The organism is Pseudomonas sp. 18.1.10 (genome assembly GCF_024655625.1).
Lineage (GTDB): Bacteria > Pseudomonadota > Gammaproteobacteria > Pseudomonadales > Pseudomonadaceae > Aquipseudomonas.
Window position 1 is genome coordinate 1 of the sequence record NZ_JANLGL010000002.1, and the last position, 16,447, is coordinate 16,447.

The 16,447-nt window shown below is 56.6% G+C and carries 9 protein-coding genes and 2 pseudogenes; 8 read left to right on the top strand and 3 right to left on the bottom strand.

The window, feature by feature from the left end:
• Positions 1 to 95 precede the first annotated feature (95 nt).
• On the bottom strand, positions 96 to 1,304 hold the full coding sequence (locus NUV89_RS00455; protein ID WP_257779867.1) for a multidrug effflux MFS transporter: 1,209 nt from the start codon (positions 1,302 to 1,304) through the stop codon (positions 96 to 98).
• Positions 1,305 to 1,444: 140 nt separating this feature from the next.
• On the opposite strand from NUV89_RS00455, the pseudogene NUV89_RS29845 reads away from it, so the two are divergent.
• Both NUV89_RS29845 and NUV89_RS29850 read left to right on the top strand, forming a co-directional pair.
• Positions 1,445 to 2,200 (top strand): annotated as a pseudogene (locus NUV89_RS29845) (MCP four helix bundle domain-containing protein); the annotation flags it as partial.
• A 132-nt stretch (positions 2,201 to 2,332) separates the two neighbouring features.
• Complete coding sequence (locus tag NUV89_RS29850) at positions 2,333 to 3,058, top strand: methyl-accepting chemotaxis protein (RefSeq protein ID WP_374684451.1); 726 nt, start codon at positions 2,333 to 2,335, stop codon at positions 3,056 to 3,058.
• Positions 3,059 to 3,135: 77 nt separating this feature from the next.
• Here the strand turns inward: NUV89_RS29850 and NUV89_RS00465 are convergent, their stop codons facing one another.
• Positions 3,136 to 3,627: a DUF4019 domain-containing protein gene (locus tag NUV89_RS00465; protein WP_257779869.1), complete on the bottom strand. Its 492-nt coding sequence runs from the start codon at positions 3,625 to 3,627 to the stop codon at positions 3,136 to 3,138.
• 673 nt (positions 3,628 to 4,300) lie between these two features.
• Here NUV89_RS00465 and NUV89_RS00470 point away from each other — a divergent pair.
• From NUV89_RS00470 to NUV89_RS00490, 5 genes and pseudogenes are all read left to right on the top strand, one after another.
• The gene (locus NUV89_RS00470; RefSeq protein ID WP_257779870.1) at positions 4,301 to 5,662 is read left to right on the top strand and encodes a hypothetical protein; all 1,362 of its coding nucleotides are present in this window, start codon (positions 4,301 to 4,303) and stop codon (positions 5,660 to 5,662) included.
• Positions 5,663 to 5,973: 311 nt separating this feature from the next.
• A pseudogene (locus NUV89_RS29855) lies at positions 5,974 to 6,115 on the top strand (NYN domain-containing protein); the annotation flags it as partial.
• Between the two features lie 313 nt (positions 6,116 to 6,428).
• Positions 6,429 to 8,933, top strand: a complete 2,505-nt coding sequence (locus tag NUV89_RS00480) for a TerB N-terminal domain-containing protein (RefSeq protein WP_257779871.1) — start codon at positions 6,429 to 6,431, stop codon at positions 8,931 to 8,933.
• Positions 8,930 to 10,225, top strand: a complete 1,296-nt coding sequence (locus NUV89_RS00485) for an ATP-binding protein (protein WP_257779872.1) — start codon at positions 8,930 to 8,932, stop codon at positions 10,223 to 10,225. Before NUV89_RS00480 ends, NUV89_RS00485 begins: the two co-directional genes overlap by 4 nt.
• Positions 10,226 to 10,268: 43 nt before the next feature.
• On the top strand, positions 10,269 to 12,479 hold the full coding sequence (locus NUV89_RS00490; RefSeq protein WP_257779921.1) for a DEAD/DEAH box helicase: 2,211 nt from the start codon (positions 10,269 to 10,271) through the stop codon (positions 12,477 to 12,479).
• An 8-nt stretch (positions 12,480 to 12,487) separates the two neighbouring features.
• Here the strand turns inward: NUV89_RS00490 and NUV89_RS29860 are convergent, their stop codons facing one another.
• Complete coding sequence (locus NUV89_RS29860; protein ID WP_374684450.1) at positions 12,488 to 12,688, bottom strand: Mu transposase C-terminal domain-containing protein; 201 nt, start codon at positions 12,686 to 12,688, stop codon at positions 12,488 to 12,490.
• A 355-nt stretch (positions 12,689 to 13,043) separates the two neighbouring features.
• On the opposite strand from NUV89_RS29860, the gene NUV89_RS00495 reads away from it, so the two are divergent.
• Positions 13,044 to 16,430, top strand: a complete 3,387-nt coding sequence (locus NUV89_RS00495; protein ID WP_257779873.1) for an STY4851/ECs_5259 family protein — start codon at positions 13,044 to 13,046, stop codon at positions 16,428 to 16,430.
• Positions 16,431 to 16,447: the final 17 nt, after the last annotated feature.

Here is a 16,447-nt window from a genome sequence, read left to right on the forward strand (position 1 = left end):
TCAGTCAAACATGCATTAGCTGACACGCCGCCTTCGCGAGCAAGCCCGCTCCCACACAAGCCCGCTCCCACAAGGGATGGTATTCCCACATTGACTCAGGAGGAGGGCGGCACACTCGCCAGATGCGCCGGCAAACGGCGCAACGTCCACAGCGTGGTGAGCATCGCCGCAATGGCGCACAGCGCGATGCCAATCAACATCGGCGCCGGCGTATGGTCGGCGAACACACCGACTACCGTCATCGACACCGCCGCCACGATCATCTGGATCGCCCCCAGCAACGCCGACGCCGAACCCGCCACCGCGCCATGATCCTCCAGGGACAATACCCCGGCCGCCGGCAGCAGCAGGCCGAGGAACCCGAAGCCGATAAACAGCAGCGTCATCATCACGCCCAGGCTGTCGATCCACAACGTGGTCATTGCCAGTGCGGCCAAGACCACCGTCACTGCAATCACCGACCCGCGAATCAGCGGCGCCAAACCAAAGCGCGCGCTGAGGCGTGCGGTCAGCTGGCTCATGGCAAAGAACGACGCCGCGTTGAGGGCAAAGCACAGGCTGAATTGCGTCGGTGTCAGGCCGAAATACTCGATGTACACAAACGGCGCGCTGCCGATAAACACAAAGAACGTCGCGAGCCCAAAACCGCTGACCACTGACAGGCCGGTAAACACCGGGTCACGCAGCAGCGCGCCGTAGCTGCCAAACGCGTTGCCCAGGTTTTTGCCCAGGCGCCGCTCGGCGGGATGGGTTTCGGGCAGTTGCACGATGGTCATCACCAGGCAGGCCAGGGCCACCACGGCGAGGACGGCAAACACCTCACGCCAGCTCCAGATCGAAATCACCAGGCTGCCGGCCAATGGCGCCAGAATCGGCGACACACTCATCACCAGCATCAGCAACGCCATCAGGCGCGCGGCTTCATGGCCGGTGTACAGGTCGCGCACAATCGCCCGGGGAATCACCATCCCGGCACAGGCGCCAAACGCTTGCACGGCACGAAAGCCGATCAGCACTTCAATGGTCGGCGCCAACGCGCAGCCCACGCTGCCAATCGCAAAGATCACCAGCCCGGCATAAATGGGCGGCTTGCGCCCGAACACATCACTGATCGGCCCGTAGAACAGCTGGCACACGCCGATAATCATGAAAAACACCGTCAGGCTCATCTGCACCGCTGCCGGCGAGGCGTGCAGGCTGGCGCCGAGGGTGGGGAGGGCGGGCAGGTAGATGTCGATGGCAAAGGGGCCGACAGCCGTAATCAAGCCCAGTAACAGGGCGAGGTGGGCGATGCTTCGAGACATGGGCGGTTCCGGGCGGAGCAAGGGGCAGTCAGCTTAAGGGATTCGTGCATATCCGCAAACTTGGGCTTCAATATCCAACAGCTGATGCCGATAACAGTACAGGCGCAGCCCAACTGGCAGCCAGGCATGGGGACACCCGCATGACGATCAAACTTCGCTTGATGCTGTTGATTGCCACAGGCTTGGTCACGGCGCTGATTATGAGCCTGGCCAGTTACGTGGGAAACGCGCGGATGGGCAACGCCGTGCAAGAAAACGAAGTGAGCATGACGGTACTGCGCAACCACATGGAAGCCGACATGATGCACGACGCCCTGCGCGCCGATGTGTTGTCGGCCATGTTGGTGGGGTTGGGTAAAAGCACCAGCACCCCAGCCGAGGTCAACAGCGCCTTGCAGGAACACGCCGAGCACTTTCGCCAGGTCTTGGCGGATAATCTCAAGCTGCCACTGGACGATTCGCTCAGGGCCAGCCTGGAACAAATCAAACCCAGCCTCGACACCTACATCAGCACCGGCGAGCGCATTGTTGCCCTGGCCCTGAAGGATCCCGAGGCCGCCCGCGAACAATTGACGACCTTCAACAGCGCCTTCAGCCAGCTTGAAGATCAAATGGCGAGCCTCAGCGAACTGATCGAAAGCAACACCCAGCAGACCAGCGCGGGCACACGCCAGACCATTGCGAACGCCAACTTCACCTTGGGCGCGGTATTGATCGCCAGCCTGTTGTTGCTCTTGGCTCAGGGCCGCTGGGTAATCCTGAGCATCATGGGCCCGTTGCAGACCGCAAGCCGCATTGCCGCCAGCATCGCCCGGGGCAATTTGAGCGAGCCGATTGTCGAGCCTAAACGCAAAGATGAGGCCAGCGCCTTGATTCGCAGCCTTGCCACCATGCAACGTGATTTGCGCGGCATGATCGAAGTGGTGCGCAGCAACGCCCACGGTGTCAACGGCAAGAGCGAGCACCTGAGCCGGGGCTGCCATGAAGTGGCCGGCAGCAGTCAACAACAAAGTGCGGCTGCCAGCACCATGGCTGCGGCAGCCAGTGAAATGACCGCCAGCATCGAGGAAATCACCCGCCATGCCGGCCGCGCGCTGGCGATGGCCAACCAGGCCGAAACCCTGGCCAAGGACGGCGGCCGGGTGATTCACCAGGTCGTCAGTGACATGGATGGCATTGCCCGCTCGGCGCAGCAGTCGGCACAGGTTATCCGCACGCTGGACAAGGAGTCAGAGGCGATTTTCAGCATCATCCAGGTCATCAAGGGCATCGCCGACCAAACCAACCTGCTGGCTTTGAATGCCGCAATCGAAGCGGCCCGTGCCGGCGAACAAGGGCGCGGCTTTGCCGTGGTCGCCGACGAAGTGCGCAGCCTGGCCGCCCGCACCAGCGCATCGACCCAGGAAATCGCCAGCATGGTCGGACGCATCCAGCAAAACACCCGGGAAGCCGTGACCAGCATGGAGGAGGGCGTCGCCCAGGTAGACAAAGGCATGGCCGTGACCGCCGAAGTCGAACGGGCGATCCGCGAGATCCTGCAAGCCACGTTGAACACCACGGAGTTGGTCAACGACATCTCCCGCACAATCGGCGAGCAAAGCCTGGCCAGCAACGAGATCGCGCACCAGGTGGAGATGATTGCGGGCATGTCGGAGAGTAACAGCCGAGTGATCGCAGCGACGGCGACGACCACGGACGAGTTGTCGTCGTTGGCGGGGGAGCTGTCGCAGTCGGTGGATCGGTTCCGGTTGTAGGTTAGGGCTCCGCATATAACTAAACTAAATGACTATTTAGTTTAGTTATAATTATATTGAATATCAGAGCGGGCAGGTCAGGGCGCTTTCTTGTCCCTGTCACCGAGGCTGAACAGGCGTTTGTTGACGGAATAACCGGCCACACGCCATTGGCCGTCATCCTCGCGAAGCACTACTTTTTCCGTTGCGGGCCCGCTGCTGAACGTGGTGACACACTCAACCACCGCATAACTGCCAGCCGGTGCATCTGGCATCTGGGTAGTGAACCCGATCTGTGCGGAATTGCGCTCAACAAACGTACCAAGCCCAACACGCATAGCCTTGATCCCGTTAGTCCAGACCGCCTCGGACGTCGTCGCCTTGAGCAACGGACTGGTAACCGGCCAAGTCTGATCGACACTGCCTGAATCGAGCAGCCGCAAAAACTCGACCGTAGCGTTGAACACATCACGCTGTTGTTGTTCGGTGGCCGGTTCGGATGCAGTGACCTTGGGTGGGTTCTTGTTGAAGCTGACATCACAGCCCGATAGTAGCAACGAAGATAAAAGCACAGCGGCGAGTTGCTTCATGCATAGCCTCATGAGGGGATGGCGTCCGTGAAGCGAGTAAAGATGAGGATTGCGGGGGTTGCCATTGGTAGAGGGAAAATAGGCTTTGTGAGATTTGAAATCTGGCCTGCAACGACCCTGATGGGCGTATATGGTATTACGCATAATGTATATTATGTTAAATCGCATCCTATGTTCATAACGCATGTAAGTGTCACCAGTACCTAAAAACCGTGGTTTGCCTCGAATTACCAGAATCCAACCAAATCAACGAGTTCTGCACCCTACCTCCTTAGCTTTCGAGTTTTTTGAGGCTCTGCTTACTGGTTCTTCAGATTTAAAAACCAGACTCCACATGTTGTACAAAGCCACCAACTATTTTCGCTTAAGACCAGCCTCACACTCGCTAACGTGTTCTTTGTCGTCCTGACTTCTTAAGTGTAGGCTTCTTGTGAAGCACTGGCCGACCGTTCGGCGCTTGTGGTTTCCACAGGCGAACTTTGCGACGCGATGCCCCGGTTCGTTGACAGCGCTACGGCACCAACTCCGTTATGAGTCGTCACCACGAATCCTATCGTGACGATTCAGCACACTGCGCTGACTTGGCTCCCACGACTTGCTAGCCCAGCTAACCAGGTCGATCAGTCACCGCTCAGTTGAAAACGGTCACGCGTTCGCACAGGACTTACAATCCATGATTGAGCCTTCAGTTCCTTATCCTCTGTTCCCACCCCTTGGTTTACTCAATGACCATGTTCAAGCTGAGCGCCCGATAAACCTGGAAGTCCGGCGCCGCTTGGAGGCAGTTCCCGAGCACCTGAATGCGCTTAACACCTGGCAAACAGGTATGAGCTTTCTCGTAAACAAATCTGAGCAGCCTGGATTCGAAGAACGTCACTACAAGAAGCTTTGCCCGATCGTCGAGTCGATGATGCATTGGAGTTGGTCAATCCGCGGGAAGGCTCTAGATAACTGGGAAAGTGACGACGCTATAGCTTTTATAGAGTTCATCATGAGGCCGCCGATCGCTTGGGTAACGACCCCGGGCTGTAGTCGGTACTCCAAAAAGACCCGAGGGAACTTCGCGGATAAACCCCTCGATCCACTATGGCGTCCGATCATCCGGCAGACTCTCTCGGGCGATGACCCTGGGCTGAGCTCAAAGCATCATCGGAACTGGTTCATCACTCATGGACGGGAGTATTTCGCCTTTGCAGAGTCTCTGTCGGGCTCCAAGTCGATCGCTGACTCTAGCGGCAACCAAAACCAAAACGCCGGCGCTCCAAATCCTTTCAAAGATTTATTGCCGAAAGATTTTGACGCCCGTGCCGAAAAACGCCGGACTATCTTCACGCCAGAACAACTCTCCGACCTGATGGGAATCGCCGAGTCACTCGCAAACTACAGTGAGAAAACTGAACCGTTTTTGTTCATCGCCGCTGTGGCAAGCCACTCGGACATACCCATGCGGGCGCTCGGTGCAACGCAGACCATCAAGCCTACGTTCTCGTATTTCAAGCCCCGGGACTTCCAGGCAACCGACCCCATCCAAAATCAGCCCAAAACTGATTTTGCCAGCGCCTATCTGGCCTCACGGTTCGCATTTGCCAAGGGCCCCGGACTGTTCGAAAGTCCGCTTTATCCTGGCCGGTGGTTCCAGCTTTCTGTTCAGTTCCTGCCCTACTTCCAACGCTATGCGCAATTCCGACACCAGCGCGACCGATTAGTGAATGCTCATAGCTTCTTGATTCCGTTGCACCGTGACGTCGATGCTTATGGCTATGGGAGCCTGATCGAGAACTTCAGCGAGTTTACCGCCAATATCTTGCAGGTACTCCGGGCCCGACCTGCATCGGCTCGACTGCATTGGAGAGGGTCAGACAAGCTTGACCCCGGTGCTTCGCTCACATTCGTTGAGCTGCGTGAATCGGCGAAGCATGCCGGCCTGATTCCCAAGAGTCTTGTCTCGCGGGATGTCGGGAAGAAAGCCAACGTTTGGCCAGATATTGGCATTCGCCAAGATATGTCGAATACCCACTGGTTTCAGTCCCACTGACGGCACATGGCCGGCCGCCTACGCATTAGGCGTTGAGCAAGTCGATTGCCTCGGCCACCGTGGAACCGACATTGAGGGACTTGCACCCTCCTCTACAGCCTTTGCGCTGGCAAATTTTTTGGCGTGCCCCCAAAGGGGGCGGCTGGCGTGCACCGAGCCCCGACCTGGCGGTCGTGTCTCGGCCCTCCGGGCGCTCATCCTCACGCCTGCGCGCTCTGCTTACTGAAACCGTTCGAACGCCCCTCCCAATATGCCTTCACGGGACGCTTGCGTGTTTGAGGAGATAGCTAAGTACGGTGTCACCAGCGTCAGATCGGTTTTGTCTGGTTGCAAGTGACAGTGTTTTTTTCTCGACTGGCTTCACGGTCACGCGAACAAGGCCTGACCGTTCACGGCTTTGATGAAGCGAAAAATCCAAGGCCCTACGTGGCAGCCTGCGACAAATTCATCTACGAAGATGGTGAAGGTGCGGCGTTCATTTTCGACGCGGCCGTGCTGACAGTTGACTTCATCTGCTGAGGCCGCATCCTGCAACAAGGGCTTGATCCTCAACGAGTTGCTCGAACCGGTGCAAGCCTTCACCGCCCTCCCCACCTAACCCTGATTTCGTCTGGTGCCCAATCGCGTGCATCAGCCACGTCAAATGTTGTACGTCCCGATCTCTGAGCGCTTCCGACTGAATGCACGGGTGTTTCGTGGTTTTACAGGAAGAATTATCGGATACTGACATTCAGCCAGCATGTAAAACTTTCAGGGTAGATAGTAAATGGCAAGGAAGAAGTCGGGTAACGCCGCCGGCAACGGTATTCTGTTCGGTCTCGTGTTGGTTGGAGGTGCAATCGCCTCCGTTCCTAAGAGCGCCTGGATAGCAATCGGCATTGTTGCCGCCGTCGTCGCGATCGTCGGTGGAATCGGCTGGCTAGCTGCTAAAAGAAGTGCACGCCAAGCATCGCAACAGGCCTACCAAGCTCCGAAGCAGAAAACTACCAAGAAGGTTTCGCAGACAGATCGCAGAGACAATGCGCTGTCGTTTTCGCTTTCAGAAGTCGCTACTCCCCACAAATCGACGCAAGCAGAGCCCGAATTTTATAGCGTGCAGGTAGAGGTGGTCTCTCTTCCTGAGTTCCGAATCCCGGAACCAGTTTCTCAACGCCCCAACGCAAAATGGATACCCGCTGGAGAAACGGTGACCGTTGCCGAGTTCAGCATCCCCGGCGGCCTAATGTATGTCGGCGATGTTCTCGGTAGCTACGACGCGCAAGAGCCTTCCCTGATTAACCCGAAGCTGCGGATTGCAAAATCGCACGTCGACGTACAAGAGAGGTTGATGCCCTACTGGCCGAGCTATCACTCCATTTCCCCTGAGGCTAGACGTGGCTACCTGCAGTGGCTCGCTGGTGGACGTAATGACCCTGAGGCAGATACTGGCTACGTTTTCTTGTTCTTCTATGGGCTAGAGCGCCGGGCGTTGCTTGACGCTCAGGACGATTTAACGGCAAGCGCAGAAATCCCGACGATCATTACCGAGGTTCACCGCCTACTCGATCTTTATGGGGACAACAGGTCATTCCGAGGCTACGCAACCGGGTTGCTCAGTCATATCGGGGGCTCGGCAGCTGATTCAAACCTCTACCTCGGTCGGCCTCCTGAAGTGGCACCAATTGGCTACGAAATGCCATTGCCGCTACGGATCGCTCTAGGACAGCACGCAGTCAATAAACATCCTATGGACGCTGACTGGGCGCATGCCTGGGCGTTGGGAGATCCCAACATCAGCAAGCGCACGCCCGTCACGCGATGCGGTGACGTGTTCGCGAGCTTGTTCAAACTCCGCTACGACAGCTTCCATCCCAAAGGACTGCTACTCCCGCAGAACAAAACCAAGCTCAAAGCGAGCTATCGACCTGCTTCGGCAGCACTGCGTGTACCTGCAACATCTATCGGTGATCTGCCGGACGTTATGGCGACATCGGGAACGCGCAAGATCGTCCAGCGCCTGGTCGAAGTATGTACGTTGGAGTTGGAGCCATACAGCCGATACCTCGGGCGCAATCCAGAAGCAGCAAATACCCTGGAAGGCCTGCTCCAGCTGCCGGTCATGCTGTGGCCGCAGTCTGCGCGAGCAGAGCTGGATGACCTGGAAGCCAAGATTGGCGATGACATGATCATCATGAGCTTTGGCGAGTTGGCAGGACGTTTCAAAAGCGCTGGGCCCTTGTCGAGGGACAAAGTCCTTGCGTTGGCTCGCGCGCTTGAGTCGAAGCAGATCGGCATGGAGCCTGATGTGCTGGCCGGCAGCAGAACCCCAAAAGCAGAGGACAGGATTGCGCTGTTCGTCACGCAACCAGAGGACGGTGCGCTGCGAGCAACCCCTGCGTACAACGCCGCATCCGTTACGTTGGATCTGGCCAGTGCGGTTGCGGCTGCAGATGGAGACACTTCGCATGAAGAAGTAGCTTTACTGTCTGGCCACATCGACTCATGGAGCCATCTGAGCGTTGCACACCAAAAGCGCCTGAAGGCTCACCTTCAAATCCAGCTACAGCAGCCACCGACACTGGCCAGTTTGAAGAAACGACTCGATCCATTGCCGATCGACGCCAAGCGCACCATCGCAAGTTTTCTAGCCCACCTCGCGCAAGCCGATGGGACGGTGAGCCCATCGGAAGTGAAGCTACTTGAGCGCGTTTACAAGACGCTTCAGTTAGACAGCCAACTGCTATACAGCGATCTGCACGGTGCCGCGGCCGGTTCATCGATGGCATCCATCAAAGCAGCTGGCCCAGAAGCCCAGCAACCGGATACTGCGGTCAAAGGAGCTACTCAGCAGGCGAACGGCGGCTTCACCCTTGATCATGAGCGCATCGCTCAGTTGCAACGGGAGACAGCAGCCGTATCTGCCCTCCTCGCCCAGGTGTTTACCGAAGATCAGACTGACGATCACTTTAGCGATTCGCCTATCAGCTCAGCCCCCGCAAATACCTCCGAGAGTGCTGCTGGTATCGAGGCCGGACGTGTCGATGAGCAAGTAACCAGCTCTGACATCCCTGGTCTTGACTTGGAACACTCTGCTTTCCTGCGCCTGTTGGTGTCGCGGACGGAGTGGAGTCGTTCTGAGTTGGAGGAAGCCGCCAGCGACATGGAACTGATGCTCGATGGCGCGCTGGAGCAAATTAACGATATGGGGTTTGATCGCTTCAATATGCCAGTCACCGAAGGTGACGACCCTGTAGAAATCAATGCAGACATTTTGGAAGAGCTAGCCCTATGAGCGCCATCAGAGCAAAGGATCGCGATGCGGTAATTCAATCCCTACGTGCGGGGGTAGTACCTCGTGTAGGACAGCATCTCATTCAGGTTGGCCGGGTCGGTGAGCTCGATGCGCTGATCAAGGATGTGGATCGCCTGGTCGACAGCGGCTCTGCCTTTCGAGTGGTCATCGGTGAATATGGTGCGGGGAAAACGTTCTTTCTGAACCTGGTACGAGCGATCGCTATGGAGAGAAAACTCGTCACCATGCACGCAGATCTCAACCCCGATCGCAGGCTTCACGCAACGGGTGGGCAGGCTCGTTCGCTGTACTCTGAACTGGCCAAAAACATGTCGACGCGCACCAAGCCTGACGGTGGCGCGATGCAAGGTATCGTTGAGAAATTCATTTCCCAGGCCAAGACACAAGCCAAAACCGAAGGCGTCGAGAGCGAGGCAATCATTCGCCGTCACCTCAGCGAGTTGACCGAGATGGTCAACGGTTACGACTTCGCCGAAGTCATCGCCGCATATTGCCGAGGTTTCGACGAAGGTAATGAACAGCTCAAAGCCGACGCTATTCGTTGGCTTCGTGGAGAATTCACCACCAAGACTGATGCCAGGGCCGCATTGGGTGTTCGCACGATCATCGACGACGCCTCCGTCTACGATCAACTTAAGCTGTTGTCCCGGTTCGTTCGGCTCGCGGGGTTTGGTGGATTGATGATCTGCCTGGACGAGTTGGTGAACCTCTACAAGCTTGCGAATACTCAAGCTCGAAATGCCAACTATGAGCAGATCCTGCGTATCCTGAACGACTCCCTACAGGGTTCGTCAGAGGGGCTTGGTTTTGTGCTGGGCGGCACGCCTGAGTTTCTGATGGACACTCGCAGAGGCCTGTTTAGCTACCCTGCCCTCCAATCCAGACTTGCAGAGAACTCGTTTGCCAAGACTGGTTTGGTGGATCTTTCAGGCCCCGTGATCCGTCTGACCAGTCTGACACCCGAAGATTTCTACGTGCTGCTGCAGAAGCTTCGTCACGTCTACGCCGGCGGCGATGCAGAGAAATATTTGCTTCCAGACGAGGCGCTGCCGCTGTTCATGGCGCACTGTAATCAACGATTGGGAGAGGCGTACTTCCGGACACCGCGCACCACGATCACAGCGTTCATCAACCTGCTCGCAATTCTCGACCAAAATCCAGGCTCCGATTGGAGACCACTGCTTGGTGCGGTTGAAGTACCAAAGGACTTTGGCGGCGAAGCCGATACTCAGGTTGAGTCTGATGACGAACTTACCACCTTCAAACTCTGATTCAACAGGTTTCGAGTTGCTGGAAAGCCGCATTCAGCGATGGATCTGGCAAGAAGGCTGGACGACGCTGCGTGACGCCCAGGAGCGTGCGGTACCCGTATTGGTGGACGCAGATCAGGACGTCATCATCGCGGCTGCCACCGCGGCCGGCAAGACTGAGGCTGCGTTTCTTCCGATCCTGACAAACCTGCTGAACCGTAACGATCCGCCTGGGGCCGTGTTGTACATCAGCCCCTTAAAGGCTCTCATAAACGATCAATGGGGCAGGCTCGACCGACTGTGTGAGCAGTTGGAAATTCCAGTAGTGGCCTGGCACGGCGATATCTCCTCCAGCAGGAAGCACCGATTCCTCAAGTCGCCTGAAGGTGTTCTGCTGATTACCCCTGAGTCGCTGGAGGCGCTGTTCGTCAATCGGGGCTCAAGTCTGCCAGGAATATTTCAGAACCTGCGTTACATCGTGGTGGACGAGCTCCACGCCTTCATAGGCAGTGAGCGTGGTAAGCAACTTCAATCGTTGATGCACCGAGTCGAACTAATAGCAGGTCGGAAGCTTCCTCGTGTGGGCCTTTCCGCGACACTTGGAGATATGAGGCTGGGATCTGAGTTTCTGCGCCCGGGCGCAGCCAATCACGTCACGGTGATTGAGTCGAAAAACTCGAATCAGGAGATCCAGGTACAGGTTCGTGGGTACATCCAGCCACCGATGAGCCATCTGCTCAAAACCGTCCCCCCTGCCCCCGACAGCCAAAATGAAGATCAATCCAAAGGAGACGGTGAGGCGGATGAGGAAGAAGACAAAGCCAGTCCAGATTTCGCTATCGCCGACCACCTCTACAAAGTGCTGCGCGGCAGCAACAACCTGATTTTTCCAAACAGTCGTGCACAGGTGGAGTGGTATGCCGATCAGTTGCGCCGGCGTTGCGAGCACAATGGCGTTCCCAATGAGTTCTGGCCCCATCACGGCAGCCTTTCGAAAGACCTGCGAGAACAAGCTGAGCAAGCCCTGAAGGCTGGAACTCACGCCGCATCCGCTATCTGCACCACCACCCTTGAGCTCGGCATCGACATTGGCAACATCAAGACGGTCGCTCAGATTGGCTCTCCTCCATCGGTAGCCAGTCTCAGACAGCGACTAGGTCGATCAGGAAGACGAGCCGGTGAAAAAGCCACGCTTCGCGTCTACTGCAAAGAATCTCCATTGAAGGATGGATCGAGTCTGTCCGACCAGTTGCGCCAAAGTCTTGTTCAGACCATCGCGATGATCAGACTGCTGTCCCGCGGCTGGTTCGAGCCGCCACGGGCTCAGGGCATCCACGCCTCAACACTGGTACAGCAAACCCTGTCTATCATCGCCCAGTCAGGTGGTGCGTCGGCTGGCGACCTGTGGAAGAGCCTGGTTGCCGAGGGTGCTTTTAAAACCATCGACAAATCGGACTTCATTGCCCTGCTCAAAGCTCTGGGTGAGCACGAACTAATTGTTCAGGACAGCTCTGGGTTACTGCTCCCTGGAGTGATCGGCGAGCGCATGATCAACCACTATGAGTTCTACAGCGCGTTTACCAGTGATGAAGAGTTTCGTCTGGTGTGCGAAGGCAAGACCCTCGGATCGGTGCCTGTCAGTCGCCCCCTGACTAAAGATCAGCGCATCATTTTCGGTGGCCGCAGATGGCAAGTCAGGGATGTAGATCTGCAGGCAAAAGTGATCATGGTCTCAGCGGCACGAGCGGGCGCTCCACCCAGCTTCGATGGCTTGGGGGCCATGGTTCACGACACTGTACGAGCAGAAATGCGAGCGGTGCTCGCTGAGTCTACGCCCTGCCCGTTCCTCGACTCCGGAGGTCAGCAACTGCTGAATGAGGCCAGGACATTGTTCGGCGGGCTGGGGCTCGCCGATCGCTATCTGGTCGAAGCTGGGGGCAAGTGTTACCTAGTGAGCTGGTTGGGCGATTATGCAAATGACGCTTTGCGTTTGCTGCTCAACCACGTGGGTACTCCATGTGAGAGCGCAGGCTTGTTCCTTGAGATCGGCACCGGTCTTGAACATGCGAAAGCAGCCCTGGGTATTGTCGCGAAACTAGACATCTGCGATTTGCCCACAATTCTTGCTGACGTCGAAAACATGAACCGAGAGAAATGGGATTGGGCATTGCCTGAAGCACTGCTCATGAAGTCCTTTGCATCGATCTCCCTAGATATAGAGGCTGCGGTTGCATTCGCGCGATCGGTCGGGGCCGCTGAGGTGATCAAGGGCTGAGCCGTCATCTATACGATTTCGTTATCTTGTGTTGCTACCCGGTGAGTCTTGCCGCTGCACGTGACGTGTATTGCCGTCAAATCGTTGGGGCTGGAACGGACTGATACCCCGTTAGGGAGAAGCGAGCCGCGGGGTGCGTGGGTGTACTGTTGCCCACAAAACTGGATGCCATTATGGGTGACGAGCCGAGTTTGCTCTTTCGATTTCATTACCGAGTCCTTTTTGAGATTGAATGAGCACAATGTCGACAGCTTAGCGCACGTAATCGGACTTAACACACGGATGCTCCAAACTATGGAGAGTACAGTGAATAGCGACGCCAGATCATTCAGGGAGCTCCCACAGCTAGGGGCGATTTGGCTTCGCAATGCTGGCGTTCTTAATACTGCAGATGAGCTCAAGCGGAATGTCGCAGGCCACACCCAAATGGATGCAGGACTGTGTCCGCCTCTGAGGGAATTAGTCCGTGCTCAAGATTTTTTCCTGAAAATGGGCGTAGTAGCGCTGCGATCTTGTCGCTAGCATAGTGCCAGCTTGCTTAACCGGTGAAGAGGATAGGGACGAATGGAATCGAGTGTTGTGACGCGGGCTGAACTGCGAAACTGGCTTCGGGCGTTTTGCAGTGCACGAGGAGTTGAGCAACCGACAGGTTCCTCACTTTATTCGCTGAAGGTCTCAGATAATGAGTTTGCATCGCTTGGCATTGAGCTCAGACACCATGCCGCAGAGCTCTATCACCTCAGCGAGTCTGCAGCTTACGCAGCATGCTGGTTACTCTATGCGGCAGAATGGTGGAAGCGATGCTATGGCGGCGGCGCTTGGGCATGGAAGCCACTGTTCGATAGCATCAATATGTCCGTACCGTCGCATCAACGTATTCAGCAGCTAGTTGCATCGGGCAGAAAGTATTGGCATCTCACAAGCGAAATGAATGCAGGCAAGCGGTATATTGGTGAGGTAGCCATTCAGGGCGGGCTTCCCCTTCGCTTGATTGAGACTGCGCAAGGAAACGTGTCTCGCCTCCTTCATGCGGTGCTGCGTCAGACTATTTCATTCGACCTGTCCTCAGCCGCAATACGGGCTGAAGTCCAAAGCCTGCACCCTCTTCTTCCTCGAAGCTATCGTCAACCTGCGATCTACGACTTGTTGGGCAAAGTGGTAGAAGTCGTCAAGGATTTGCGCTCGCGCTACGCGCTCAAAGATGCCGATGATCCCATCATGTCTCTTCAGCGAGCCTATCCTGAATGGGCCGACGAATTCCCGCTGCGCATAGACGGGGAAGCAGCATCACAACTGCTTCGTGGCTTGGTACGCGAAGCGGGTGAAACTGAGCGATGTGATCGCCGTATACCCTTTTGGATGCGACGACAGCTGAGCTTCGATGCTGACGGCTCATGCGTTCTTGAGACCAGGGTAGAAGTACTGCCCACAAGCACGCCCGTCCTAGTCGCGCAGCTGTTTGGATGCGCGCCAGAAGAGCTGCCTGCGTCATTTCAAATCTCGTTGGTTTTGGGCGGTAATCGCTTTGCGTTAGCTGAGTGCGTGGTGCGGAGCCAAGGTATACGCATGGCCGTGCAGAACGTTCAGCTTCCCGATGATTGCCATATGTCTTTTGCACAGTTGCAGCTCAGCCGGTATGGAGAAACACTCCACACCGCCATGCTCCCCGGCGGCGAAAGACTGGAAGAAAACGCCCCGTGGGTATTCGAAAACGCATTCCCTGTTGCTAGGTTGCTGAAGGTTGGCAGCTTACGTATTGGCGCACCCTCTGCCCTCGTCTGCATCCCTGACGCCGCATTTTTCTTCAGTGAGGAAGGTGAATGCGAGTCCAGACTCAGCCCCGTGGATGGCAGATCGCTGAAGCTGCTCACTTCTGGCACCTCTCGAATGTCCTACAAGGGGGATGTGTATCGTATCCACTGCGGCGTTCAAGGCAACGAAAGTGAGCTGCTGCAGTGGCGCGGCCGAATTCTCGACGTTCACGCGGAACCTGCATTTGTATATGCAGGCATGCCAACACTCCACCGCGTTCACAAGGACGGCACCTCCTCGCGCGTAACCGATGGAGAAATAGTGTGGAGCACAGTCGCTGGCGAAGAGCGCGTCGTTTCGGACGCACGCCCGGCACTGGGGATGGGTACGTTGTCATGGAAGCTGGATGGGGAAACTCAGATCCGACAGACAGCAGTATGCCTACCCAATAATGCCGTGATCGAATCCGAGGCGGGTTCATCTGCTTCGACCGGACTAATTCACCTGAGAGGCTGGCCAGCACAGGCTGTTATATCGGCAGGGAACGAATGCCATGTTGACGCCGTTCCAGATGGCATGTCCTGGCGAGTGGCAGTGACCGCGCAACCCAACCAGATTCCTTCGCACTTCAGTCTGCAACTGGCGTGGGCGGGTGGAAGAACGCAGAAGATAACCCTGCCGTTTCCTGGAAAAGGCGCCGTATTTCTTGATTCGGCAGGCACGCGTCTGGCGCCTGATGCGGAGTTGGAAGTCAACAACCTCATGGGCTCCCGCCTCACACTCATGCCAGGCAGACATGGTGTCGCTTGGAAGGTGTGTTTGTCGTTGAAGTCAAAACGAGGCGGCCAGGAATTGGCAACTCGTGTGTTCAGTTATGGACGCTCCTGCGAGGTACGCCTCTTTGAGTTCATGAGACCGATCCAACAGATGCTGGCTTGCACCGAAGACCTGGACGCGTACGTTCAGGTAGAAGCCCTGGAGGGCGGCTCCCTGCGTGCGAAGCTGTTGGTCAGACGTTATGCGACACGGCTAGAAGTCGATAGAAGCAGCGGCAGCGTGCACTATCCAGCACATGCACTGGCGCCTGATGAGGATGCGTTGAAGCTGCTTGATGTATTCGCGCTGTGCATTACTCATCCAGAACAAGGGCCCGAAACCCTTAGGCGAGCCCGATCCAAAGAAGACAGCCTAGAACGATGGTGGTTTAACCCCCAGACCAAACAAGAAGGCGCATGGCTGATCTATCCGGATACCCAGTCGCGAAATGCTTTCAGGCCCCTCGCCTGGAGTACGCATGATCAACCAACCGGGCAACCTGTGATCGCTCATGAAGGGTTGCGCGCAGCACTGGCTATCGAGTCCTCAGGAGCGCGCTTCGCTGCGTTGACAAGTGCCGTGGACACGATGACCAGTAGTCCTGGCCATGCTGACTGGCGGCTGCTGGAAGAATTGCTTATCCATACTTCTCACCTCCCGCTAGCGGGTTTGGATATATGGCGGGTTTTCGCTCGCAGCCCCGCAGCCATGATCACTGCCCTGCTTCACCTGGAAGGATTCGCCGAGCACGTCGCACAGAGGATCACCGAAGAGCTTCCATTCGAATGGGTCTTAGCCTCTCCCCAAGACTGGGTCAGCAGCGTCGCAATACTGAGGCGTTATTACTATCAGGACGACGGCGATCGAGGCGTTCGCGCTCTGAAGCGAAGCCTGGAGGCGATCAAACAAAGCATGAGTATGTCGCAACCTGGCACCGTGCTCGGGATCGACTTGGCCTGTCATGAAGCCATGAGCCTTCCGACTCAGGAAACAAAGCTTTTACTGAACCATAACGCTGTGCTCGACGACCATCTCTTTCGTGCCTTGGTAGCCATTGAGCACGGCCCGCTCCAATCACTGGTACGTCAGTCTGACCGTGGCGACATGTGGCCTAACGAGCTTCATCAGGACATTTCCAAATTCATCGGGAGCGCGTCAGGCAAATCGATCCTCTCCAGGTTTCCACCGGTACTGGGAGATTTCAAGAGGCTGACAATCGCCTTTCCCATGTGGGTCGGTTACGAGGTCACCCGGGGAGCCGCCCGCGACTGGTTAGCGCAACCGGACAGGCTGCATGCACTTCGAACCTATCAGAGCTTTGATCCTGCATGGTTCGATGCGGCCTACCACTTCGCGCTCGTTCACTTCTTCAAACCGGCATAACAGCATTCCATCTGGAC